23 protein-coding genes and 1 pseudogene are annotated in these 24,896 nt (G+C 35.0%); 12 read left to right on the forward strand and 12 right to left on the reverse strand.

Annotated features, from left to right (window positions below; genetic code table 11):
- The first annotated feature begins 246 nt into the window (after positions 1-246).
- On the forward strand, positions 247-423 hold the full coding sequence (locus IRZ78_RS16020; protein ID WP_194617500.1) for an IS6 family transposase: 177 nt from the start codon (positions 247-249) through the stop codon (positions 421-423).
- Between the two features lie 440 nt (positions 424-863).
- On the opposite strand, the gene IRZ78_RS16025 is transcribed toward IRZ78_RS16020, so the two are convergent.
- From IRZ78_RS16025 to IRZ78_RS16035, 3 genes are all read right to left on the reverse strand, one after another.
- On the reverse strand, positions 864-1,949 hold the full coding sequence (locus IRZ78_RS16025) for an alpha/beta hydrolase (RefSeq protein ID WP_194617501.1): 1,086 nt from the start codon (positions 1,947-1,949) through the stop codon (positions 864-866).
- Between the two features lie 8 nt (positions 1,950-1,957).
- Complete coding sequence (locus tag IRZ78_RS16030) at positions 1,958-2,533, reverse strand: sugar O-acetyltransferase (RefSeq protein ID WP_194617502.1); 576 nt, start codon at positions 2,531-2,533, stop codon at positions 1,958-1,960.
- A gap of 113 nt (positions 2,534-2,646) precedes the next feature.
- Positions 2,647-3,474 (reverse strand): AraC family transcriptional regulator, encoded by an 828-nt coding sequence (locus IRZ78_RS16035; RefSeq protein WP_194617503.1) that lies wholly within the window; start codon positions 3,472-3,474, stop codon positions 2,647-2,649.
- A 238-nt stretch (positions 3,475-3,712) separates the two neighbouring features.
- Here IRZ78_RS16035 and IRZ78_RS16040 point away from each other — a divergent pair.
- Positions 3,713-4,756 (forward strand): annotated as a pseudogene (locus tag IRZ78_RS16040) (aldo/keto reductase).
- Between the two features lie 118 nt (positions 4,757-4,874).
- On the opposite strand, the gene IRZ78_RS16045 reads toward IRZ78_RS16040, so the two are convergent.
- On the reverse strand, positions 4,875-5,258 hold the full coding sequence (locus tag IRZ78_RS16045) for a helix-turn-helix domain-containing protein (protein ID WP_194617504.1): 384 nt from the start codon (positions 5,256-5,258) through the stop codon (positions 4,875-4,877).
- A 170-nt stretch (positions 5,259-5,428) separates the two neighbouring features.
- Here IRZ78_RS16045 and IRZ78_RS16050 point away from each other — a divergent pair, with 170 nt between their 5' ends.
- The 3 genes from IRZ78_RS16050 to IRZ78_RS16065 all read left to right on the forward strand — a co-directional run bounded on the left by IRZ78_RS16050 (position 5,429) and on the right by IRZ78_RS16065 (position 7,158).
- A complete protein-coding gene (locus IRZ78_RS16050; RefSeq protein WP_194617505.1) occupies positions 5,429-5,905 on the forward strand; it encodes a hypothetical protein in 477 nt (158 codons plus the stop codon).
- Positions 5,906-6,356: 451 nt separating this feature from the next.
- Positions 6,357-6,797, forward strand: a complete 441-nt coding sequence (locus IRZ78_RS16060; RefSeq protein ID WP_194617507.1) for a nuclear transport factor 2 family protein — start codon at positions 6,357-6,359, stop codon at positions 6,795-6,797.
- Between the two features lie 85 nt (positions 6,798-6,882).
- A complete protein-coding gene (locus IRZ78_RS16065; RefSeq protein WP_347349834.1) occupies positions 6,883-7,158 on the forward strand; it encodes a hypothetical protein in 276 nt (91 codons plus the stop codon).
- 513 nt (positions 7,159-7,671) lie between these two features.
- On the opposite strand, the gene IRZ78_RS16070 is transcribed toward IRZ78_RS16065, so the two are convergent.
- Entirely contained in the window at positions 7,672-8,034 is a 363-nt protein-coding gene (locus IRZ78_RS16070) for a helix-turn-helix domain-containing protein (protein ID WP_228520501.1), read from the reverse strand.
- A gap of 221 nt (positions 8,035-8,255) precedes the next feature.
- Between IRZ78_RS16070 and IRZ78_RS16075 the strand changes: the two genes are divergently transcribed.
- The gene (locus IRZ78_RS16075) at positions 8,256-8,603 is read left to right on the forward strand and encodes a nuclear transport factor 2 family protein (protein WP_228520502.1); all 348 of its coding nucleotides are present in this window, start codon (positions 8,256-8,258) and stop codon (positions 8,601-8,603) included.
- Positions 8,604-9,016: 413 nt separating this feature from the next.
- On the opposite strand, the gene IRZ78_RS16080 is transcribed toward IRZ78_RS16075, so the two are convergent.
- Entirely contained in the window at positions 9,017-10,864 is a 1,848-nt protein-coding gene (locus IRZ78_RS16080; RefSeq protein ID WP_194617510.1) for a glycoside hydrolase family 97 protein, read from the reverse strand.
- A gap of 839 nt (positions 10,865-11,703) precedes the next feature.
- Complete coding sequence (locus tag IRZ78_RS16085; protein WP_194617511.1) at positions 11,704-12,222, reverse strand: hypothetical protein; 519 nt, start codon at positions 12,220-12,222, stop codon at positions 11,704-11,706.
- Between the two features lie 1,095 nt (positions 12,223-13,317).
- Between IRZ78_RS16085 and IRZ78_RS16090 the strand changes: the two genes are divergently transcribed.
- The 3 genes from IRZ78_RS16090 (at position 13,318) to IRZ78_RS16100 (ending at position 15,185) form a co-directional block, all read left to right on the forward strand.
- Positions 13,318-13,710, forward strand: coding sequence for a hypothetical protein (locus tag IRZ78_RS16090; protein WP_194617512.1), 393 nt, complete (start codon positions 13,318-13,320; stop codon positions 13,708-13,710).
- A gap of 345 nt (positions 13,711-14,055) precedes the next feature.
- Positions 14,056-14,646: a Crp/Fnr family transcriptional regulator gene (locus IRZ78_RS16095; RefSeq protein ID WP_194617513.1), complete on the forward strand. Its 591-nt coding sequence runs from the start codon at positions 14,056-14,058 to the stop codon at positions 14,644-14,646.
- Positions 14,647-14,813: 167 nt separating this feature from the next.
- On the forward strand, positions 14,814-15,185 hold the full coding sequence (locus tag IRZ78_RS16100; protein ID WP_194617514.1) for a helix-turn-helix transcriptional regulator: 372 nt from the start codon (positions 14,814-14,816) through the stop codon (positions 15,183-15,185).
- Between the two features lie 728 nt (positions 15,186-15,913).
- Here IRZ78_RS16100 and IRZ78_RS16110 read toward each other — a convergent pair.
- Complete coding sequence (locus IRZ78_RS16110; protein WP_194617516.1) at positions 15,914-16,528, reverse strand: class I SAM-dependent methyltransferase; 615 nt, start codon at positions 16,526-16,528, stop codon at positions 15,914-15,916.
- A 529-nt stretch (positions 16,529-17,057) separates the two neighbouring features.
- Here IRZ78_RS16110 and IRZ78_RS16115 point away from each other — a divergent pair.
- The 3 genes from IRZ78_RS16115 to IRZ78_RS16125 all read left to right on the forward strand — a co-directional run bounded on the left by IRZ78_RS16115 (position 17,058) and on the right by IRZ78_RS16125 (position 21,466).
- Positions 17,058-18,974: an RICIN domain-containing protein gene (locus IRZ78_RS16115; protein WP_194617517.1), complete on the forward strand. Its 1,917-nt coding sequence runs from the start codon at positions 17,058-17,060 to the stop codon at positions 18,972-18,974.
- Positions 18,975-19,817: 843 nt separating this feature from the next.
- Positions 19,818-20,471 (forward strand): GNAT family N-acetyltransferase, encoded by a 654-nt coding sequence (locus tag IRZ78_RS16120; protein ID WP_228520503.1) that lies wholly within the window; start codon positions 19,818-19,820, stop codon positions 20,469-20,471.
- 323 nt (positions 20,472-20,794) lie between these two features.
- The gene (locus tag IRZ78_RS16125; protein WP_194617518.1) at positions 20,795-21,466 is read left to right on the forward strand and encodes a GNAT family N-acetyltransferase; all 672 of its coding nucleotides are present in this window, start codon (positions 20,795-20,797) and stop codon (positions 21,464-21,466) included.
- 223 nt (positions 21,467-21,689) lie between these two features.
- On the opposite strand, the gene IRZ78_RS16130 is transcribed toward IRZ78_RS16125, so the two are convergent.
- Genes IRZ78_RS16130 through IRZ78_RS16145 form a run of 4 tightly spaced genes read right to left on the reverse strand, consistent with a single transcriptional unit; the run spans position 21,690 to position 24,856 of the window.
- Positions 21,690-21,989, reverse strand: a complete 300-nt coding sequence (locus IRZ78_RS16130) for a putative quinol monooxygenase (RefSeq protein WP_194617519.1) — start codon at positions 21,987-21,989, stop codon at positions 21,690-21,692.
- A 5-nt stretch (positions 21,990-21,994) separates the two neighbouring features.
- The gene (locus IRZ78_RS16135) at positions 21,995-23,419 is read right to left on the reverse strand and encodes an L-dopachrome tautomerase-related protein (protein WP_228520504.1); all 1,425 of its coding nucleotides are present in this window, start codon (positions 23,417-23,419) and stop codon (positions 21,995-21,997) included.
- 26 nt (positions 23,420-23,445) lie between these two features.
- On the reverse strand, positions 23,446-24,204 hold the full coding sequence (locus IRZ78_RS16140) for an acetolactate decarboxylase (protein ID WP_194617520.1): 759 nt from the start codon (positions 24,202-24,204) through the stop codon (positions 23,446-23,448).
- 52 nt (positions 24,205-24,256) lie between these two features.
- Positions 24,257-24,856, reverse strand: a complete 600-nt coding sequence (locus IRZ78_RS16145; RefSeq protein WP_194617521.1) for a nitroreductase family protein — start codon at positions 24,854-24,856, stop codon at positions 24,257-24,259.
- Positions 24,857-24,896 lie beyond the last annotated feature (40 nt).

Consider the following 24,896-nt stretch of genomic DNA (forward strand, 5'->3'; position numbering starts at 1 on the left):
GCGCAAATCGCTGTGTTATCTATTACAAATATAGATAAACAAGTTGGAGTCTGCAGGGATTTACTCATATTTAACATCAGAATGATAAAATTTAACAGTGCGGCTAATATTACTTTTACTAGCAATTAAATACAAAACTTCGAAAGGCACGATAAACTACATGTACTGGCTGTTATATAACATCTAAAAGGTTCTGTCGCATCTAGAGCTAAGTTTTATCCTTAGCTTTTTTAAATTCTTCAACTCATGAACATGAATACGAAAGATCATTGCTATCCGAAGTCTATTATACTGCAGGCAGTATATTTTAAGCTTAGATTTACATTAAGCTATCGGGATGTTGAAGAGATCATGAAAATGGGAGTAGTTTCTGTCGATCATGCTACTATTCAGCGCCGAGTTTATGAGTTTACACCTCATTGAAGCTATTTTTAGCAACTCTTCCCGCTATTGGTTCCAATCTTTTGTGCCCAGCCTCGGCACAAAAGGATTTCACTGCACACGAGCAAAGCGAACTGGCGAAGCAATGGGGGCTAGGGCTGCTGAGGAGCCCGGCTCTTTAGACTAATAAAAATAAGTAAGGGTATAAAAAAACAGCGCCAATTGTCTTCAATTGACGCCATTTGGCTTGTTTGTGACAGCAACAGGACAAATTTCTATAAACTTTTTGGAAGACTTGAAGATTGGCTTACTGGAAGTAGAGGCTGTCTTTGTATGGCATTAACATTTTGGTTTGGATGTCCTGTTGGGGATTATGACTCCTATTTTAGTTTTTTAGTAATAATAAATGATTAGAGATTAGCGAGAAGATTTAATTGCATTAGAAGCTACTTCGATAATAATTTTTAAAAACTTAAAATTTCTTAATGTAAATATCTTTTAAAAAATGATTCTAACTTATCGAAAGGAATTAATTCAATTTTGTCGTACAAATCTACGTGTCCTGCATCTTTAACATAATATAATTCTTTAGGCTCTGCAGCATGTTTATAGGCATCTTCACTAAATTCTTTTGAATGAGCCTTGTCGCCAGTGATGAAAAGCAGCGGACGGGGTGAAATCGTTTCTATATCATTAAACGGATAGAAATTATTGAATTTTGTATTGCTGCTAAGTGTAGGATGGGTTGTGGTTTTTGGAGATCCACCTTTAGGTGTATATTGGCCACGTGGGGTTCGATAGAACTCATAAAATTCACGCTGGATAGGATCTGTTTTGTCATCTAATTGATGAACGGTTCCGCTGGTATATTTTGTGTCACCGCCTGCGAATTCGACATAACGCTGTTCTGCAGCTTTAAGTTGATTTTTCTTTCTTTGCTCAACTGTCTGAGAATGGTTTAGTCCATTGCGACTTGCTGAACCCATATCATACATGCTAAGCGTTGCAATAGCCTTTATTCTTGGGTCAATCTTTGCCGCACTAATAACAAAGCTTCCGCTTCCGCACACTCCAATCGCTCCAATATTATTTCTATCGACAAATGGTCGCGTTCCCAAAAAGTCAACAGCAGCACTAAAATCTTCAGCGTAAATTTCGGGAGCTACTACATTTCTAGGTTCACCTGCGCTTTCTCCCCAAAAAGATAAATCAATCGCTAAAGTTATAAATCCACGGTCTGCCATTTCTGAAGCATAAACATCAGCGCTTTGTTCCTTAACTGCTCCCATGGGATGCCCAACAACAATAGCAGGATGTTTTGCATTAGGATCAAAATTGTTCGGTGTAAATAAGTGCCCGACAACCTCCATATTATATTGGTTCTTAAAAGCAACTCGATGCATTGTAACATGATCACTGACTTTAAAAGTTGTATATTCTTTTGATTCTATTTGTTCCATTTTTTTTGTTTTTGCAGATTGGTTCTTTTGCTCTTTTTCTTTTTTTTGTGTGCAGGCCTGAACTAATATCATTAGGCTAACGATTGCTAAAATTCTAATTTTCATCATCTTTTTTATTAGTTGTCATTTATTGTCTTAATAAATTTTGCCGGAATACCGCCCACAATAGTATTGTCAGGAACATTTTTAGATACTACAGCCCCAGCGGCTACAATTGAATTTTCCCCAATAGTAACTCCTGGAAGAATAGTTGCATTTGCACCTATCCAGGCATTTTTTTTAATATGTATATGACCTGGAACAAGTGAATGTCTTTGATTAATAGCTACAGGATGTCCCTCAGATAGTAGACTGACTTTAGGCGCAATAAGTACATTATCTTCTATTGTAATACCTCCTAATGTCAAAAATGTACAATCAAAGTTGATAAACACATTTTTACCGATACTTAGGTGTTTTCCATAATTGATATACAATGGCGTAAATACAGTTGTGTTTTCATCAATTTGAGTTTTTGTAATTTGACTTAGTATCATTCTGATCTTCTCAGCATCAGAAGAATTATTCATTTGAAGCAGTAATTCTTTAGTAGCATAAGAAGCTTCCCTAAGCTCATGAATCTGAGGATCGTTTGGATTAATAGTCTCACCATTTCGTAATCTTTCAAATATATCTCTCGCTATTGCTTTCATTTTTACTGTTTTTTAATATCTTTTTACAATACAAAATTAAAAACAAAGCCCCGCAGTAACTTTACTGCGAGGCTCAAATGTCTTTTCTGAGAAGCTCAATTTTTGTAACAAATCTAAACTTCTGTTGGCGGTATTCCATATTGCTTTTTAAATGCTGTTGAGAAGTGCGAAGGATTTTTAAAGCCGACATCGATAGATACATCATGTACTTTTTGACCTTCTTCTTTAAGTTTAACATAGGCTACTTCAAGTCTTTTTTTAATCAGCCATTTTTGTGGTGTAAGATTACTTATTTTTTTAAAATCTCTTTTAAAAGTTGCCAGACTTCGGCCTGTAAAGGATGCTATTTCTTCCATAGACAATGCGTCCATATAATTTTCATTAAGAAACTCTAAAATATCGACTTTCCATGGTTCTGCGAAATCAAATAGTACTGGATAAAGAAGTTCGCTGCTATTTAGTAGAGCATAAATGCCTTCTTGTAGTTTTAAATGGGCTATTTCTTCTGTTGGTTTTATATTGCTGTCAAAATAGGGTGTAAGGGATTGAAACAAACTTCCTATGGCCGGTGTAGCTTTTAGCTTAAAAACATTATCATCTGAAACAGGTATGTATTTTGGTAATTCTGATTTATCTATTTTACTGTAAAACTCACGCAATACATTTCTTTTAAAGGTAAGGGAAATGCCTTTGTATAAATCTTTGTCTTTACTGTTCTTAAACATTTTCAAACGATGATCTCTTCTAATGAAAGCGCAATCTCCTTCTTGAAGTGTAATTTTTTGGTCACGGTCCTCAATTACCTGCTCTCCGGAATATATATAAACCAAAACATGCTCCGGTGTAGCATGGATGCACTTCTCGCTATAATCAGCAAAACAGGACAGGAAAATTCCTGAATAGCTGAGGGTTCTTAATTTTTCTTGCTGTTTTTGGTTCATGTTGTAGAATTATACGCAAATTTAAAGTTTTAGATGTTAGTTTACTTTACTCTAAGGCTCATTTATAATCTTTTCTAAAAACAAATACTTTTACCCTTATTTTATTTTACAAATCATGATAAATATCCAAAAATAAGATAACTGATAACCAAATAATAATTGCTAACCTTTTGTATAGCACTAATATAAAGTAATACTTTAGCAAATACCTTTGTAATTCAATTTAAAAACTAAAAAGATGAATTACAAACTTTTAGGAAAGAGAACAGGCTTACCGGTTAGTGAATTTGCATTAGGTGCCGGAAATTTTGGACAGGCATGGGGATACGGCACGGACCCAAAAGAAGCCGATAGAATAGTTTCTTTATATAGGGAGCTTGGAGGAAACCTTATAGATACATCGGATACCTATCAATGCGGCGAATCAGAAGAAATTCTGGGAAAAGCAATAGCTTCAAAACGAAATGATCTGGTAATTACTACCAAATATACCAGAGGAATAGTCCCGCAGCAAGCTTTAGGAACCCTTGGTAACCATCGTAAAAATATGGTTCAGTCTGTAGAGACCAGCCTTAAAAGACTTAACACTGACAGGATTGACATCTATTTTGTTCATCAGGATGATTTTTTTACTCCTATTGAATAAATTGTACGAGGACTTGATGATCTTGTAAGTGCAGGAAAGATTGTTTACGGTGGCATTTCTAATTTTCCGGCATGGCGGGTTTCGGCAGCCGCAACACTTGCTGATCTTAGAGGATGGTCGGCTCTGAGTGTTATAGAGGTAGAATACAGTCTTTTACAGCGCACTACAGAACGTGACATTTTACCAATGGCAGAGGCTTTTGGCCTTGGGGTAATGGCATGGTCACCTTTGGCAGGAGGGCTTCTAACTGGTAAGTACCGAAAAGGTGAAAGTGGCAGGGCTACTGCATTTAAAGGCAGTATTCCTTATAAAGGTGATCCTGCTGCAGAAACTGTGCTGGATGAATTGTTTTCAATTGCTGGTGAAATTCAGAGTGAGCCGGAATTGGTAGCTCTTGCCTGGCTGAAGTCAAAAGGCGTTATTCCGATTCTTGGGACCAGAACATTTGAACAGATTCAAAACAATCTAAAGGCAGCTGATCTGCATTTAAATACAATGCAGATTAAAAAACTCGATGATGCCAGCTCAGTATCTAAAGGTTATCCTCATGATTTTAATAACGCTCTGGAAAACAGAATGGCATTAACAGGAGGGAAAATAGATAAAATAGAAACACCTAAAATAGTGGTATTGTAATTAGTTCATTTCTATTTCTGCTTGTTCAGACCATTTACATAGTGATACAGTTAAAACCGTCCGGGAGAAAAAACAGGACGGTTTTAGCTATCTATACGGGGCTACTATCATTTTGATCCTAAGATCTGTCTTTTTTGATCTTCTCACGGTGCTGCATTCCCCACTTAGTCATGGCGCCTACAACTTCTTCGAGAGTATGGCTGTAGGGTAAAAGCTGATATTCGATTGTTACGGGATATCCCACGGCAACTTTTTTGATGATAAAACCGTTAAGTTCTAGTTCTTTCAATTCACTTGAGAGTACTCTGGCAGAAATTCCGGTAACCTGTCTTTGGATTTCTGTAAACCTGTTATTGCCTCTGGCCATAGCGATGATAATCATTAATTTCCATTTTCCACCGATGGCGTACAGAGCATCACTTACTGCTGCCATCACTCTGTGGCATTCGTCTGTAAATTCTTTATTTGCAACAACTTCTTCTGATTCTTTTTGCTCTTTCATATCGTGGTTTGTTTTGATTACCTACTAACCTTTAGGTAATAGGTAATAAATTGTAAGTAAATATAAATTAATTTTGTCCAGAATAAAAAATAAAACAGAATAAAAAAATAAATACGGATTGAAAGCTTTTCTAATTTGAGCGGCACGTCCTGAAAAATTGAAAGATCAATATGGAAATAGAACGAAAAATAGACTCTTCGATTCTGAATTTATATCAGTTAATGCCCTCAACCGGTGAATGGCCTTTTACAATAATGCGTATAGACCGCATACAGATTAGCGGGTTGCCTTTTGAAAACTCACCAGTATCAGAGTGCCTGGTGCTTGTTCTAAAAAGAACGGACTTTGACAAAGAAGATATATCCGATTATGCCAAAAACTCTAAAGAGTATGAGATTGTCCCCATTGCCAACAGACAGGCTTTTGTGGAGAGCTTTGTAAATAAATTTGATAATGTACAAGAAATTAATCAGTGGACTGACAATATTATCAGCATGGGCATTGGATTGATTTTTCAATTAGCCAAACAGCACGGACTTGAACTAAAGACTCTCACAAGGTTGTTTTCTGACCTGGATTTCCACATAGAGTTTGACGCAAAAATGCTGCAGCCGTACGAGCTATTTGAAGTTATTGACAACAATTAGACGCAACAATAAAATTAAAATTAAAATTAAAGTTAAAGGTTTGGTAGTAAGAAATGATAATAATATGGAATCAAAAGAGAACGCAAGAGGTTCTGCTGAAATTTCTCAACAAATCATCAAGTCAATGCTGATAGTTGTTTTCTTATTATAACATGGAAGTACGCGTTTCATGGATCTTCAAAGGGGTATATCTGGTATATCCCCTAAAATACTATCAAAGGCACTTCAAGAACTGCAGATCAATGACATAGTTTTCCGAAGTGAATCAAAACATAGCAGTATTGCAATAAAATATGATTTAACCCCTTACGGAAAGACACTTAGAAGCTTGCTAATTGACATAGCGGGCTGGGGGATAAAGCATTTTGATTATCTAAATCGAAAAAATTAAAAACAATTAGGAGAGCTATTTTTTAAAGCATGAATTATTTACACTATTAATTATAAAATTATGACACTAGAAATTTTAAACACGAAAGAACAATTAAGAAATTTAATTGATGACTATGCCTATTTAAGTGATGAAAAAAAGATCTCCGAGGTAGTTAATTTATTTACACCGGATGTTGTTTATAAAGCTTATATGGGGGATTTTTTAGCAGGAAATGTTTCAGGAAGAGAAAACATGGAAAAAGAGTTCAATGTACACGCCTCTCATGTTAAAACTTATTTTACATTAAATGGTCAGCATTCGGTAAAGATCAATGGCAATACAGCTACTGGTATTTCATTCACACAAATTAAAATGATCAGAGAAACCAAAGGAAAGGATGTTCTTTCAGATTACAGCGTTAAATATGATGATAAATATGTTTTCCAGCAGGGGAAATGGCTGATAAAAGAACGCATTGGGTATTTTGTAATTGTTGAGGCGAGAGAAGTAAAATATTAATTTAAAAAAAAATATGAAATTAAAAAAAATCACTGTGATTTCACTGACATCATTGACAACTGCAATAATATTTATAAGCGGTCTGATGAAATTTATTCATCTCCCATGGTCGGTAGCAGGTTTAGAAAAATACAATCCAAGTATTTTAGGATTAATGGAGATGATATTTGTTGTATTGTTTGCCATACCTAAAACAATGAAAATCGGATTTATTCTGCTTTGCTGCTATTTTGCAGGGGCAATGGCTACCGAGCTTGCCAAAGATGCCTCAATGCTGAATCCAGGAATCCCTATGGTCTTAATCTGGATTACGGCTTTTCTTCGCGATAGCGCAATATTTCTGGGCTCTGCAAAATCGTAAGTCAACTAATTAAACAGGCAAAGCAAATATGTATTTTAGATTGTTCATTCTTGGGGCTTGAATCTGTTAGCTTGTAACATGCTAAATTTTAAATTTGCTTATTTTTCATGTGAATATTTATGTAATTTATCTTATTTTTTTTGTGATTCTAAAATAGGAGATAAAAACAAAAAAGGAGTTAACTCTTTTGTTAATAGGATATATGAAAAAAGGCGTCAATTCTCTTGAGTTGGCGTCTTTTTGCTTTGGTGAGCTCAACGGGACAAATTTTTATGCATTTTATGAAGGATTGAGATTGATTGGCGTATCATCTCTAGTGTAAATCTTTCATTGGCTTTGTAAATTTGGTTTGGATGTCTTGTTGAGGATTTATGAAAATTTATTTGATTTATCTGTCTGGTGAGTTCTCAATTTCCTTTTTTAGGGACTGGCAAAGAATTCTCTATAGTTGTCTTGTTGGTAAAATGAAATTCTTTATAAAATTATAGTATTAAATAAAGTGAGTTTACTATTTCATTTAGCATATAAATATTTGTGCCGTTTTCCCCACTGCTCCATTTGCTGGATTATTGGCCTTAACTCATAGCCAATTTCTGTTAACTCATATTCTACTTTAGGAGGGACTTGAGCGTATACCTTTCTCTTTATAATATTATCTTGTTCCAATTTCCGCAGTTGCAGCGTTAGCATACGTTCGGTAATATTTGGTATAGATTTCCTTAATTCGCTAAAACGCATTTTGCCTTGTAATAGCCAGGAACAAATTACAAGTGACCATTGGCCGCCAATTATGTTTGCCGCGTATACCTCTGAACACTCCTCTGCTAAGATTTTTTTATTTTCAAAATTGGTGCTTGTAACCTTAACTTTCGACATAACTTACATTTTTGATAGTACCTTACAATTAGTTGTCAATAAAGCCAATATGACTTTTATGTTATAGCTTCGCAGAACTATTCTATTTCAATAATTTAAAGTTCAAAATTAAATCAAAAAAGGTAATGATGAAAAAAGGCTTCACAAATATTTTATTATTTATGGCGGTACTTAATATTTATTCTCAAGATGAAAATCTAAAATTAAAAAAGACAATGAACATGAAAAACACATCTATATTAGTTAATGCAAACGAACATGTGAAAAAAGGAGAATACGAAGCGTACTTATCCTATCTCACTGAAGATACCAAATGGGTATTTGTGGGTGAGAGAACTCTTTTAGGAAAACAAGCAGTAAGGCAATATATCAAAGAATTCTATCTGGCACCACCAGTATTTGATATGGAAAAAGCAATAGAGCAGGGCGAGTTTGTAACTGCAACAGGCAGCATTGCCTTAAAAAATGTGAATGGAGAATATGATCATTACATTTATTGTGACATTTGGCGATTTGATAATGGCAAAATAGCTGAATTAAAAGCATTCGTAATTGAGAAAAAGCCCTGACTTTAGAAAAGCACGGGATAAGACGGAGCTTATAGGGTAGAAGTGATTAAACTTTATAATTTTATTTACTTGACTATTAAATATTTCCTGAATTCAGTTAACTAAATTTGTATAGAAAAAACCGCATTTTCTACATTACAAAACTTCTAGCTGTAAAATGCTTAAATCATTAAAATTTGTAGATATGGAATGTTTAAGAAGTATAATAACAATTAAGCAGAGGAATTTAGTATTTGATTATAGTGGGGCTCTAATGTGCAGTAAATAAATATAAATAATCCCAAAAACCTATGGTGGCTTTTGGGATTATTTTATATAAAAACAGTTTGGGACATTTACATTCATTCAATATTCATTAGGCGTATTTCCAACAAGATAATTGAAAAAACAGATAAGTATCTTATCTAAGATAACTATTTTTCTTTTTGTAGTAAAATACAAGTTCCTCCTCCAGGAGCAAGTGTAAGATCAATAAAGTCGCTGCTGGTAACTTCTTTAGAAATGGTTTTGTGGCTTACTTTATTGGTTCTGAAATCGGCATCTTTTCCGTCTTGAATGATCATCGCTTTGTAAGTCCCTTTGGCTAATACCGTAAGGGGAATACGAAGTGAACGACCATTTTCATTTGTCGCTGCTGCTATCAGCCAATTTCCATCTGAATTCTGACGCGCCATGACAATATATTGACCAATTTCACCGCTGATTGTTTTGCTTTCTTGCCAAGGCTGTTTTTGTGCACTTATAAACTTTAATAATTCTGGATACTTATTGTAGTTCTCAGCAATATCCGGAATAATAGTTACCCCAGAAAATGTTATAAGCGTGCGAGCTGCTTCTGCCGTAATGGTAGAAGGTACCGGCATTGGATTGTCGACTCTTCCTTTTTGCTCCATATCAAATGTCCCATTGTTCATATCGAGAGGTCCGGCTACCATGTTCACAAAAACTGATGTAACAAAAGTTTTGGGTTGAAAAACTCTTCGAGCATCTGATTGCGCCTGACAAAACTCACGGGTAACGGCATTGGGCCAGGTTCTCATTTGTCCGTAGGGATGAACCGGACCATCATGAAAATCAACCATTAAATGGTTTTCTGCACAAAGTTTGGTTATATGTTGGGTATGTATGTTTTTTTGCTCCGCAGTGCCTTGCATAAAACCATATTTTACACCAGAAGCTCCCCAGTCTGCGTATTGTTTTAATGTTTTTTCTAAAGGGTAATTTTTGCCTCCAACATCATTTAAATACAACCAAATACCTATGTTTTTTTGCTTTCCATAAGCAATTATTTGGTGTACTTGTTCAACTTTTCCTCCTTTTATAGGATCCGATTCTTTGTTAAATTCTTCACCGTACCAGTTAGCGTCTAAGACCAAAGATTTCATTTCATTAGCAGACGCAAAATCAACCATGCGTTTCCAGGATTTTAATGACATTTCATATTTAAATCCATCGGCTAGGGCGCCATCAATACGCCAATCCCATACAGCCACACCGGGTTTTACCCATGAGAAATCTGCTCCCTTTATAGGTTCAGGATTAAGTAATTCAATGAGGTGAGAGTCAATTAATTCTCCCGGAGTTCTTCCATACATCACAACTCTCCATGCCTTTGCATTTTTCGAAGGAACCGAAAACAAAGCTGTTCCTTTGTGCGGCTGTAAAAGTAAAGGCTCTCCACTTTCAAGATTAGCTTCATGCACTGCCATATAACTATTTTCTGCTGCTTTAACAACCATGACCGGTTCTCGGATTTCATTTGCTTGATGTAGATTTTCAGGACCAATATTATCTTGTTCTCCGTTATAATACCAAGCTGAATAGTTCTCTGCAAAGTTAAATTCTGTGAGTTCTTTCTCTGCGCTTAATCCTTCATATTTGAAAGCCATTCCATCATTGTAGACTCTGACCTTTATTTGATAGGAAGTGAGATCTATTGTGGTTTGATTGTAATGATCAGTTACATTTTTCCTTTTACCCCAAAGAGGTTTCCAAAGAGCTTTTACAGATGAATTACTAACTTTATTCCAATGAATATTGTTGGGTGACTCTAACCCAAGCTTAGATTTTTGTATCAATAAATGACCATCAGCCCGAAAACTGTACTCAATAGTATTTTCAGAGGTTTGTTCAATTTGAACTACAAGTTTTTTATCTGGAGAAGTCAGGGTAACGGATTGTTTTTTTGATTGTGCAAATAGAATTGCCGGTAATCCAATGCAGATAAATTTAAATACAATTAATTTATTTTTAAAGTTCATTTTTTATTTTTTTGTACGTTTAAAAAACTCAATCTTATTTTTGCTACTGAAATAATTGCTCTATGAATAAAAAATAAATTCTATGCTTTTCCACCATATAACAAAACTAGTGAAACCCAGTTATAAAAAACAATTAATTTTAAGTAACCAATTAATTACTATAGGATGATTTTCAGGTTCTCTGCTTGTGCCTATTGCGTTGAGCCTTTTTGAGAAGGCGGTTGCGAACAGCAGTCCCAATGCTGATAATATTCCCTTTGCTTCTTTATTTTAGTACGATTCTAAAAAAGAAAATAAAAGCAGCAACGAGCCAAACTTACTCATTTAATAGGGCATATAAAAAGAGGCCTCTCTAGTATTTGGGAATAATTTTATCTTTAAAATTTTAAAGCCATTAAAAAATGAATACTAAAGGTGATTGTTATCCAAAATATATCATTCTTCAGGCAGTGTATTTTAAATTAAGATTTACACTTAGTTATGGGATATTGAGAAAATAATGAAAATTAGAGAAGTCATTGTGGATCATTCCACAATTCAGCGCTGAATTTATAAGTTTACAGCTTTGTTTGCCTTGGAGATAAAGAGGAGAAAAAGAAGAGTAGGGGCGAGCTGGAGATGAGAACTATATAAAAGTAAAAGGTATTTGGTTTTAGATCAAAGTAGTGCTGTTGAGATTTTGACCCAAACACTCTTGTCTTTCAATTCTTCTATGTTATCATTTAGAAAGGCAGGTAAAACATGACTTGAAAAAAAATAAATAGCAGACTCAGTAAGACATTGATTACATCTGGAAACGGGAAGTAAAAAATTAGGATCAAATGCAGAGAAAAGCTGTATCAAAAACCATTTGCAGTCTCAAAGTCTCCAATGGCAGTACGCAGGAGAGCTTCCTTTTGATATACCGTGGCATAAAGCATTTTTTTCTGTTTTGCCAGTGCTAGAATGTTGTTTTGGGCATTGTTTAATTGATTGTTCTTTAGTGTTCTTAGAAGTGCTTGCTGCTCTATTTCTTTTCTATCAAAAACATGAAGCTCTTTAAGGGACTCATAATATTCAAGTGCGGCAGTTTTAAGCGGCTTCCCTTCTGGGATACCCTCAGTTGAAAGCTTCTTAATGTGGGTAATAAGTCTGTTAAATTCTTTATTCTCTAGTTCCAAAGCTCTTAAAGCTCCCTTATAATCATCTTTTTGCAGGCATTTGAGTTTTTTTTCCCCTGGACCTTCTTTTCCAAGAATAATCTCAGAGGCTCTGCGCTGCGACTCTTCTAGCGACTCCTTAAAATCGATGGCCTTTGATGATTGGCAGGAGTTTATGGTTACAAATAGAAATGCTGTGAGCCAAATACCAAACTTCATATTATTATGGTTTATTGATGTTAATATTGCTAATAAAATTATTTTCTTAAAAAGAATCTTCAAAACTCCGACGGCAATATGCATCTTGCAATAGCACTAAACCCGGAATAATGTATTTTAATAACTCCGTTTACAGATTTAGCACTTATGGAAATAAAGTATTGCATCGGAGTGTTTTTTTAACACTAAGTTAGATAAAATCAAAAGAAAAAGAAAGATATTCTTTTTTTTTAGCTATTTAGTTTTTGGTTTTTTCTTGTAGATTGTCTTTAGTTTTTGCAGTTTTTTTGGAGGCCGGTAAGGGGGAGACTGGGGTGAAGGTGCTCTTTGTTGTTTACTTGCTTAATGCTTTTTTTTAAGAGCTCTTCGCGCTATAGGTTGCCAATAAGAAAGCAAAAGATCAGATAATTGTTTTTAGTATTATTTCTTTCATTATTCTATTTTATGATTCTTAGAATTCTTTTATTTTTTTTAAAAATTATTAATTACAACTAGACGTTATATTCTACAATTTAAAATAGAGCAAAAACTTAGATTTACAAAGTATTTTTGTTAAATCAATATGGTTTTCATATTTAAACAGCATTCGTTTTTTATGGCTTTTAGAGTTCTTCCTTGGTCAGTAAAGCTGTTGTCTTTCCTTTTAAAAAAAACGCTTCTTTGTGTAGTTTTCTACAAAGAATGCTTAGGGCTGGTTTGTAATAATGAGCTTAATGAGCCAGAAGTGGAAATTTTCACCTGTTTGTTCTCTTAAAGTGTAGATTTAGTAAAACAGAGGACACAACGGATATTACTTTGGGCAAATTAGGGAAAATTTCCTTTGTGCTCGTTTAAGGTAGAGACAGTAGTGGGAGTTGATTCTGATGAGTATTTCGATGGTTCTCATAATGTGAAGGCAGATTATAATGCAAGTATAAATATAAATAATAATACCCTAGTGAAAAAGCTCTATGAAGATAAAATCAAACTCTTGTAAAAACTTCCTCAGAGAACCGATTCAAAACCGGAGGGCTACAGGCAGAAATAGCGATAGATGTAAATCTGAGGGGATCATGTAAAGATCGTTTGTTTTTAAAAATTAATATAGTAATAAAAATGGCAGTTATTCTCGAGAGAACAAAAATTCTGGTTTATGATAAGAGCGGGGTTTTTCTCAGGTATTTTACAAAAGGAATTTCTGATTGTGACTTTGTGGCTTTTTCAGGAACTGAAGGTGCTGATTTTAGTTTGTATGATTATAATTTAATTCTTTTTGTGGCCGACAATGAAATTAATTTAAATGAGTTTTTTAAAATTTTAAATTCCAGAGTTCAGATACTATTTGCGTCATCATTAAAGAAGAATCCTAGGGATATTAAAGAATTAAAAAGCTGGTTTGATATTAAATTTATCAATATCAATGCTACAAAGAAAGAGGTAATAGACCAGCTTAGGTTCCATTTAAATCAGTACTCTAAAAACAGGCCTGATGCCCGAGTATATATTTAAGTTCAGTCAGACGGGTAAGTAGTTTTGGAAGATTATTACTTGTTTTGATACCCTGTAATTTCTATTGATTTTGCAGGGTACTTTTATTTTGACAATATCCTTTTAATCGATCTAAGTAGGGCTGTAACGTTTTGTATTTAATAAAACTTGAACTTTAGGCTAGCTGTTGTTTGAAAATGGATCGTTACTTTTGTGTTGAAATCAGGTGATAGCGCCGGAGATCTTTTGTGCAGAAACAGCCAGGGTACTTCTTTTCTAAGAATTTGACTCCCTCGTGCATCAGCATGGAAAATAAGGCATATCTTAAAGCGTTATAACAATAAGATATTGTTATGTAAATTGCAGATGAACAAAAAGAATAATGACTTTGGAGGTATAAAGGATCTGATACTCCATTATATTGAGATTGACGAGATGGAATGGCAGCAGTGTAAATCCATGTTTATTGTCAGGCGCATTAAAAAAAAGGAAATCATTCTTTGTAAAGGAGAGGTCTGCCGCGGGATTTATTTTGTGGTAAAGGGTTTACTTCGGATTTACTTTATTGATCAGAATGATGATGAAAAGACATTCCATTTTTCATTGGAAAATACCTTTGCTACAGATTACCAAAGTTTTTTAAAGGTTATTCCTGCCGATTTCTATATTCAGGCTCTTGAAAATACAACAGTGGTGCAGATTACTTATGAAATGCTACAGCTGCTTTACGGCAATCTTCGCAATGGAGAAAAGTTAGGCAGGCTTATTGCAGAGGATTATTTTTTTTTAATGAACGATAAACTCAAGGCGTTTTACACCCAAACTCCCCTGCAGCGCTACAACAGCATGAACGCTTCTTTTCCAAAGATACTCACCCGTGTGCCCCAGCATTATATTGCATCCTACCTTAATATTAGCCCGGTTCATTTAAGCCGTCTCAAGCGTGGCGTGGAGTAGGAATGATCCAAAACATAAACAAATGTTATTGCTGTTTTTTTCTCTGAAGCTTAATTTTACACCAAAATAATTAATGGAGATTCACAAGGGTGTCGGCAGTATCATAGATATGAATAATTTGAATTGGATTTTGCAGGCAGGGCTATGAGGATTAAAACAGCATCAAAATGTTAATAGGCGATAAGATTAAAAGTATAAGGGAATTAAAAAATTACACTCAGGAATATATTGCAGATCAGCTCGGTATAACCCAGGCCGGTTACAGTAAAATTGAAAAAGGGAAAACAAGTCTGAGCCTGGAGAAACTTCAGCAGCTGGCTCTTATTCTGGAAATGCCTCTGGAGAATATCATCCGTTTTGAGAGTCATCGGTATTTTAACCAAGAGAGTATTATTGTAAAAGGCCCTGGCTCATGCAGCGGTAAGAACTTTGAACTGGTGACAAGACTTTATGAGGAGAAAATTGCGCTTTTGGAAAGGCTTCTTTGTAAAACAGACCAAGAGCTTCAGTTTTACAAAGAAAAGCGATGCTGTAATTGATCGTAAAAGGCTGCGATTCAAATCAAAAAAAACAGCAAAGTGAACAAATAATGAAGATCAGAGGAGTGCTTGTGGATCCTGCCACGTTTCAGCACTGGGTGTAAAAATTTACACTTTGATTGTCTCAGAGATAAAGAAGAGAAAAGGCAGAGTGGATAGGATCTAGAGATTAGATGAGACCTATTATCAAAGTAAAAGGTAGTTGGTCTTATTTATATCTGCCGGTAGATAAATTAGGCGATAAGGCAGACTTTCTTTTGACCAGAAAAAGACAGAAAATGAGCGCTTAATGTTTTCTAATTAAAGCAATTAGTAATAAAATTAAAAACTACGAGTAATAAACATTGATAAAAGGGTTGTAATGCAGCAGCGATCAAAGTATATAACAAGGGTTCGCTGTCAAAGATTAAAATCTGGCAAGGTAAATATCTTAAGAATGATCTCGAACAGAACCATCGTTTTTATCAAAACACATTAGGGTATTAAAAGTTTTGAATCTGCAAAGAACACTCTTGGTGGAATTGAATTTGTTTTTATGTTTTTAAATATCAGGTAATTAGATAAGGGGGGGTGTGTTTAAATCATTCTGTAAATTGGCGGGCTAACTTTTAAATTACTTAAATTCCTATATTTGATTCTGGCAAATGCCAAAGAATCTTTATTACTTATTTTAAATTAAAACCAAGTATTATAGTATAATTTTAATTGCGCACAAAAAAACTTTCGCACTATAACTCGAACTCTTTTTTTGCCAGTACCACCCAGTGCCTAGTATCATTATTTTCTGAAAAATTCTCAATTGAATATTTAATTACAAAGCCTGATTTTTTCATTAATCTCAGAACGTCTTTTTTTGATAAACAGCTGTAATAGAATGATTCCCCAAACATCTGGTCTATATGTTCATCTTCTTGTTTTCCATGTGTGAAAAGAAAATATCCTCCAAGGGTCAGCAAACTTGAAACTTTAAGATAAATGTCTTTCTGTCTCTCTTTTGGAAAATGGAACAGGGAGTCCCATGCAATTACTGCATCAAATTTTTCTTCACTTGAAAAATCAAAAAAATCACAAACAAAAAAGCGTGAATTTCTTATTGCATTAGATTCTGCTTCGGCGATCATATTTTCAGAGAGATCTATTCCGGTAACCAATAAATTTTTATCAGCAAAATATTCTGCTACAGGCCTGCCTGTACCGCAGCCTATATCAAGAATTTTCCCTTTTGGCTTAATCTTTTGCGCCAAATCAATAATGGGACTGTTCACCTGGGTAGTATTTCTCACGGAGGTCCACAAAGGTATAATCTTATTATAAGACACTTTGTTTAAAGATGTTTTTTTCATATTTATAAACACTTAATAAATGCAGGGTTAAATTCTTCTGCTCTGAGCAGCTTGGAACTGCCTTAATTGTATGCTAAAATACTATTTTTAATAATTATTAAAAATCAAAAATTGGGACTGAATCAATTCTTATAGTTCATTGTCAGAGCTGCCAGAGAACTATTTAAGACAGTTAAGCAACCAGTTGTTTTGAATGTCTGCTTTTTTAATCTTTATTTTGAATGTTTGAAAGTAAATAATACTCATTATTTGGGATAATTGTAAAAACTAATTCTATATTTTTTTGTAAGATTCTAAGTCATCTTTTTTTGAAACTTGTAAGCTTTAGTTTGAAAAAGAAACTATTAGTGATTTTAATTATTTTTTGGCTATAAATATATGTATAATCTATTTTATTGGGATTATATTTTGTAATTAATAAAATAAATAAGACAATCGGTTGTTTTTTAATTATTTTTATTATTAAATTAGCAGTAAAAAACCTACTCAAAGGTGAGATAGGATATTTATTAATCAAACCATTTAAGTTATGAAAAGAGTTCAAAAATTACTTTTTCTATTTTTAGTTTTTATTCCCCTTGTACAATTATTTGCATGGCCAGGAATGCCGCTGCCTGCTCTGCATGTTGAAGGCAAGAATTTAAAGGATCCTTGCGGGAAAAACGTTTTACTACATGGTGTTGCCATTACTCCGAGTCCCTGGTTTAATGGTTGCTCTTATAATCAATGTCGTTGGGATAACTATAATGTCCAAGGTTGTTTAAATTATAATAATGCCCTTATGGATGCGCTCACCGATACCAATAACGGATGGAAATTAAATTATATAAGGCTTCATATTGACCCTTACTGGACCAATACACCTGGTTGCTCAGCAGCAGAAAATGATATCTCATGCTTTGATTACAATAGATTAGTAACTTATGTAAATCAAGTTATAGTTCCTTTAATTAATCATGCCAGAAGCAGAGGACTCTATGTTGTGCTTCGTCCTCCTGGTGTATGTCCTAAACGAATTGCTTATGGGGACAATTACCATAATTATTTAAGAAAGGTGTGGGGATATCTCTCGAACCATCCAAGTTTAAAGAATGTAGATAATGTTATGTTTGAAATAGCCAATGAACCTATAGAAATACTTGGGACAAATGGAAATTGGGGTGCAACGGGTGATGAGCATTTTGCCGCTTTGCATAATTACTTTCAGGATTTAGTAAATATAATTAAGGGCAATGGCGCAAATAATGTTTGCTGGATACCAGGAACGGGATATCAATCTCATTACCAAGGATATCCAAACCATTTGATAACAGGAGGAAATATAGGTTATGCTGTTCATGTTTATCCGGGATATTGGGGAGCTAATGCAGAGAATACCACTAGTTTTAACAATGCCTGGAATGCTAATGTGCAGCCCATTGCTAATGTAGCCCCTATTATGATAACAGAAACAGATTGGTCTCCTAGTGGCGCTGAAACATGGGGTACTGGTACAACAAGCGGTTTTGGTCTTAATATGAAAGGCAGAATTGATGCTACGGGAAATTGTAGTTGGAATTTGCTGGCACCAGAAGGGCTGATAACTAAAGCAGATCCCTATAATGTTACAACTGCTTTTAATAACGATTGGGAGTCTTGCGGGGCGCCAGTGAAGCAGTGGTTCTCTGTATATGCAAATAGTAATATACCATCACAAATCTGTAGTAATACCTCACCGTTAATAAACAATGGTGTTTATGAAATTGAATTTAAAACAAATTCAAATAAAGTATTAGATCTTAAGTATGGCACTAATGCAAATGGCACTGTAATGCGTCCTTGGGATAAATCAGGGGCAACGGCACAACAGTGGATTGCTATTGATGCTGGAAATGGCTATTGGCGTTTTAAATCAAATGCAAGTGCTACAGGACGTGTAATTGATCTTGATAGCGCAGATCCGACAAATGGAAAATCGATAAGACTTTGGGATAGTTATAGCAATGATGCTCAAAAATGGTTAGTAACCGATGTGGGGAATGGTTATTATAGCATAAAATCAGCCCTAAATACATCAAAAGGCTGGGACATTTCTAATTGTAATATGGATGGCACGGCAAATCTTCAACTTTGGGATTATTACGGGACTTCATGTCAATTATTTAAGTTCAATAAAATAGGAAATACTTCAAGAAGTGCAGAGCAGAATAATGTTTTAATAAATACTGATGTCCAAGTATATCCAAATCCATCAAAGGGTGGAGAGTTTAATATTTATTTCGCTTCACAGTCAGAGGAAAATTATTCTTTAGCTATATACTCAATAGAGGGAAGGCCATTATACGAAACAAAAAATCTAAAATCTAATACCAATCAAGTTATTAGAGCTAAACTTGCCAGAGGTATATATGTGGCGATGATTTCTCAAGATTCAACTAAAATAACCAAAAAAATAGTAATCGAATAGCCTATTGTAAAATAGTACATATAGTTTTTTGAGATTTACTTTATAATTGTATAGATCATTATTTATTGATTACAAAACCACTATTTGAAATAAAGTAGTGGTTTTATTTTTTACTACAAAGGTAAAGAGCATCCTTTAATCTTTGCAGGCAAATAAGTTAAGATACGCCGAGCCTTTCTGTGTAAATAATTAATTAATTCGGGTGGCTTGTTTATCAGGTATGTGTTTTTCGACCAAATACTAAAATTGGTTTGTACGTAAATGATTTTTATTACAAATTGCTGTTTTGCTGAATTGTTTATCTGAGAATTTGAATTACTTGATAAATGTAGTCCCTCGGGCAATGTCATTACGTTAAACATCATCCTTTTGCGATATCAAAGCAAGGTGCAATTCACAAAACTTTGAGAACTTTACCTAATCTTTTGCTTTTGATGGCTATAGGGATTGCGTTAAAATTTTCTTTGCCCAGTTACTTACAGGGCTTACACTTCCGCCTGATTGTGACCTCTACCAGACAAATTTCCATGCATTTTATGAAAGACTTGAAGAGATTAGATTGGCGTATTGGAAGTAGAGGCTGTCTTTATATGTCTTTAGTATTTTGGTTTAGGTCCCCTGCTGGGATCAGTAATAATGAGCTGCTAAAATTTGATCAAAATGATAAGATCATATCATTTTGATAAGGATATAAAATAAGTATTAAATGTTTTTTTTAAAACAAATTATTGATATACAGGCTTTAGGAGGTTATACGCCTAATAGTGGTATGTGATTTGGGTATAATGTTTTTGTATTTCTCATTCATTAGTACAAACAAAATCAAGGAATACTAAATCAAATATGAAAACTCAACAACGCAATATAGATTTTTCAGGCACAGATTTTCTTCGACCTGATTCTGTACGAAGTAAAGCCATGCTATTGCTAAATGATAAAGTTTCTGATCCAATAGATTTTAGGGTTCAGGTAGCCAACGCAGATCATGTTTTTTGGATAGAAGAAATTTGTGATGCTACATTAGCATCTGCCAAAGAGAGCGGAACAGGAATTTCAGGACGTACTCCAGAGTTTCTGGGAACAAAAATGATAAAAGGTGAAGCTGTTATCGCTTTTACCTCAGATGGGAGATGGGCAGGTTTTTGTTTTATATCTTCCTGGGATAATGATCGGTATGTTTCCAATTCAGGATTTATAGTAGCTCCTGAGTTCATTCATACAGATCTTTCAAAAAGAATTAAAAGAAAAATCTTTGAGTTGGGCCGCCAGAAATATCCCCAGGCGATAATATTTAGTCTGACCACTGGTTCGGCTTTGATGAAAATGAACCACGAACTTGGTTTTGAGCCAGTCACTTATTCAGATTTGACAGCAGACAGCAATTTCTGGGAAGATTGTAAGTCTTGTGTCAATTGCCCGATATTAATGTATAAAGAACGAAAAAACTGTTTATGTACAGCCATGTTGTATAACCCAAAAGAAAAGGAGTCTAATTAACGACTTTTCGACTCTTGTGTGATTTTTTTCTCAATGGTTCTCAACCATTGCAAAATCAGTTGCTTTATTAATTCAAATCAATATTATAAATTGATTTTGAAAAAATGTAGCAGTTTTCGTGACAGCGCAGATAAGTTCGCATAAACCCAAAACAATCTCAATTTAAATAACCATGAAAGTAGATAAAACAAGAAACAAGGAGCTTACAAAATTATATTTATCAAATAAATCAATAACCAATAAAGAAAGGGTTATAAACTTGTTGGTATTTACCATCGTATTTTTTATTACTATTATGATGATCTCTCAAATACTTTAACCTTATGAAGATTATAAACCCATTAATAGATCCAATAATAAACCTTAACAAGAGAGGTTTTTTCTATTCAAGTTCATCTCAAAGCTCTAAAAAATTGCCTCTCGAACCTAGTGAGCAACCAGTTGATTTTGATGTAGTACGAGCCAGGTCCTCTCATACTTTCTGGATCAGGCAGATATGCGAAGTTACCTTATCATCTGCTATAGCCCAGGGCACTTGTGTTTCAAGGCGTTCACCTGAACTGCTGGAAACAAAAATGAAAAAAGGTGAAGCTGTTATCGCTTTTGCATCAGATGGGAGATGGGCAGGCTTTTCTTTTATTTCTGCATGGGAGAATGGAAAATATGTTTCTAACTCAGGATTAATTGTAGCACCTGAATTCAGACATACCGGACTTGCAAAAAGAATTAAAAGAAAGATTTTTGAGCTGAGTCGAGAGAAGTATCCCGAGGCACTTATATTTAGCTTAACCTCTGTTCTTGCGGTAATGAAAATAAACCATGAACTGGGTTTTGAGCCCGCTACCTTCTCGGAGCTTACCAGTGATGATCTTTTTTGGGAAAATTGCAAGACCTGTGTTAATTGCACGATATTAAACAATAAAGAAAGAAAAAACTCTTTATGCACTGCAATGCTTTATGATCCGAAAAGTAATAGCAGTTGCATCAGAGATTAAGAAGAGAAAGGTCAAAGTGGGGGCAAGCTGGAGATTGGATGAGACCTATGTCAAAGTAAAAGGTATTTGGTCTTATTGAAGTAAAAATTTGTTTAGTTTTGATATAAAAAAGGCATTCACTCCATTTAAAAACAACTACAAAGGGCAGGCTTTATGGCTTACCCTTTGTAGATGCTTAAATTTATAAGAGCATACTCAAGGATGGCTTATTGCGTATTTTTTATCAATTAGAAACCTGTTCTAATTCTATTAATTCTATAGCTTCAAGCATCAACTCGTTTATTTGCGATGCAAAGTTTCGGAAGTGTGCTGTGGTACCGTGGACTTCAAAAGCTTTGTAATTTTTAAAGGCCTCGCGCATATAAAATGTACCTGCCTGATTTTTATCTTCAAAAAGAATATATTCCAAACAGCCTTCTTCTCTGCGAGTGGGAGTGATGAGTTTTAATAATTCTTCCTGTAGTTTTTCGCGTTTGCCGCTTTTGGCTTTTAGTACGGCCATAGTCACATAAATAGTTTTCATAGTTATTATTTTAATTTAAACCTGTAGATATAGTAAGGAGCTTTCCCTTGGTCGGTACTACCTGTAAATGCTGGTGTAGTGTTCAATTGGTTGGCAGAAATATACATCCAGTTATCCGGGCCCAGGTAAGCGTTATCTGGCCAAAGCAAAAGCGTATAGTCTATTGCTATATTGGTTAGAGTACCGTTGGTTGCCAGTTTTGTAATGGCATGCTCCTGGAGATTGGTAAAATAGTGGTTACCCATCGCATCTGTTGTTGCCCCATCGCTAAAGGGTTTTTTACCGGCAACTGTAATGGCCTGGCCAATGGTATTATCATCTTTGTTTTCCCTAAAAAGATTTGCTGGAACTTTGTACCAACTAGTGCCGTTCATAGCGCCAAAGAAAAGGGTTTCCCTGTCTGAGGAGAGCGTGATGGGATCTATAGCTACTCGAGCAGGCTTTCCTCCAAAGTTTATTACCTTGCCATCTATAACCATATCTTTGTCTTCTGCAAGCAATGCAGTATGGCCACCAAAGCGACGGGCATTTTTTGTTTTCAGGTTAATGGCAATAATACCCGGATTGGCAATATCGGCAAGGTACGCCCAATTATTTTTCTCGTCAATGACAACATCTTGTAAAAACGAACCTTTTGGTGCGATAGAACCTGGTAATTCTATTTTTTCAATGACTTTATTGGTTTTTATATCAAGACACCATAATCTGGTTTTGCCTAATTCAAGCCCCATATCAGTTACCCAGAGCCTGCCTTTCTTATCGAATATTAATCCCAGCATTGCATCAAACTTGGCATCGGTGGCGGGCTGGTTGTTTTTTTGAAAACTTTCATCAGGGTAGGCAACGGCTTTGCCATTGACAATTTCTACCAGTTGCATTTTTTGGCTGCCCAGAGGATGAATGGTGGCAAACACGCGGCCACTGGCAGATACGGCCACATCACCCGGGCGAATATCCATAGCCGCTATGGTTTCTAGTTGGGATTCTACAGTTGTGCTCTTAGCAAAATAATTAGCAGTACCATTAATCCAATCGGTACGTGGCGGCGCAAAAAAATCAATGTCCAGGGTACCGTCTTCCAGACACTCAAACTCGTGTGGTATATTTGCCGGAATGATTAGTACTTCGCCTGCTTTTACGGTATAATCTTTGCCTTGCATCGTTACTTTTACACTTCCTTTGGTAATGTAGGAAGTTTGCTCGTTTGAGTGATGATGTAAGGGAACTTTTGCCCCTTTGTCCATTTTAAATAATGCCAGCATCCCTTTTTCTCCATATACATATTTGCGTTGGAGTTTAGGGGCCATCTCTTCCCAGTTTTCATCTCCAAATTTTATGTGCTGTATTTCATTGGGCCGTTGCGCCCATACCGATTGTGCCAACATAGTGAAGGTAATGGCAAGTGTTGTCATTTTTGTTTTAAATTTCATCTTGTTTTACTTTAATAGTTAATGTTTTAATACGAAGATTTTTTGTCGTTGTTTTCAAGCTTAGCGCTTCGAAAGCGTTGATTGTTTTTAAGAAGTTCTACATTGTAACCGTTTTTCTCATCAAGGGATAGTGTCAGGCTTCCCTTTAGTAGGCCTGCTACCAAATGCCCGCCATATGTTTTATCATCGGCAATAAAATGAAAATGAAACGGAGAAAGATCTATAGTGCTAAAGTGGGGTGGGTTGTAAAAACCAACCAAAGTCCCTGTAATGTTTTTTGTTTTGTACAATGGCCTGTTTTTCATCAATATCGCGAGGCCTGTAGTATCAGCTGAGGCAATTTTTTCTGCACCGCCTGTGGTAATTTCAGTAAAACTACAAGTTATTTTAATGGCATAAGGCATATTTTGCGATGGCAATAAAGTAATGAGCTTTTGTTGCAGCTCTTGTGTAGTTCCATTAAAATGAAATGTTATTTCAGTATCCTTTTTGAACTTAACCAAAGAAATAAACGGTGATTTTCGTTTGGTTTCTTCAACTACTTTTCCATCAGAGCCAATGCGATAAAAAACGCCATCTAGGGCAATTAATTCACCATCTAAAAAATTATAAGTACCCAGTCCGAAATCCCCTTTGGCTGCAAGATATTCAATGTTGTGTTCCCCTTGATAGATGCCGTTGCGCATTGCATCCATGACCGAGTAATGGTAGATGGCATCATGTTGCTGTGCCTGGACCTTAAAGCATAAAAAAGCGAAAACGGTGATGATTTGTATTAATCTCATAATAAATTATTTTTTTAATAAAGATTACTTCCTAAATGTCCTTTGGAGTTGGCTACAAAGAGTCGATAACAGTTTGCATCTGAAGTCTCTCTTTTGGTTTAACAGTTGGCTGATTGCCATCTTCGGGGTTTCTATAACCGATTGCCACGGCAAATAATGGCTTGTAGTTTTCGAGTTTGAGTATGCTTTTGTATTCTTGGGTTTTAATTCCTTCCATAGGCGTGCTGTCAATTTCCATATGGGCACAGGCACTTAGAAAAAAACCAAGAGAAAGATAGACCTGATGCTGCAGCCAGGATTTAATGGCTGTTTCTGAACCGATTTTTATAAACTCATTGTAATAACCAACAGCACCTTGTGGCAGGTTTTGATGAATTTGCGTTTCAAATTTTCCAATGTCATCAATAGCGCTAAAAACCACCAAATGACTTGCCTGATTTATTTTCTGCTCATTGAAATAAGAAACAGCTGCCAGTTTACTTTTTATTTTTTGGTCTGAAACGAAAGTAAATTTCCAGGGTTGACTGTTGATGGAGGATGGGCTTAAGTGTAAAATCTCTTTTAACTGCTGGATTTTTTCATCCGTAATTTTTTCGTTTGAATTGTACTTCTTTGTGGTGTACCTGCTCTTTGCAAGATTTAAAAAACTCATATTTCTAAAATTTTATTTATACTATACTTTTTAGTGTTGC

Source organism: Flavobacterium sp. CSZ (assembly GCF_015350725.1).
In the GTDB taxonomy this organism is placed as follows: domain Bacteria; phylum Bacteroidota; class Bacteroidia; order Flavobacteriales; family Flavobacteriaceae; genus Flavobacterium.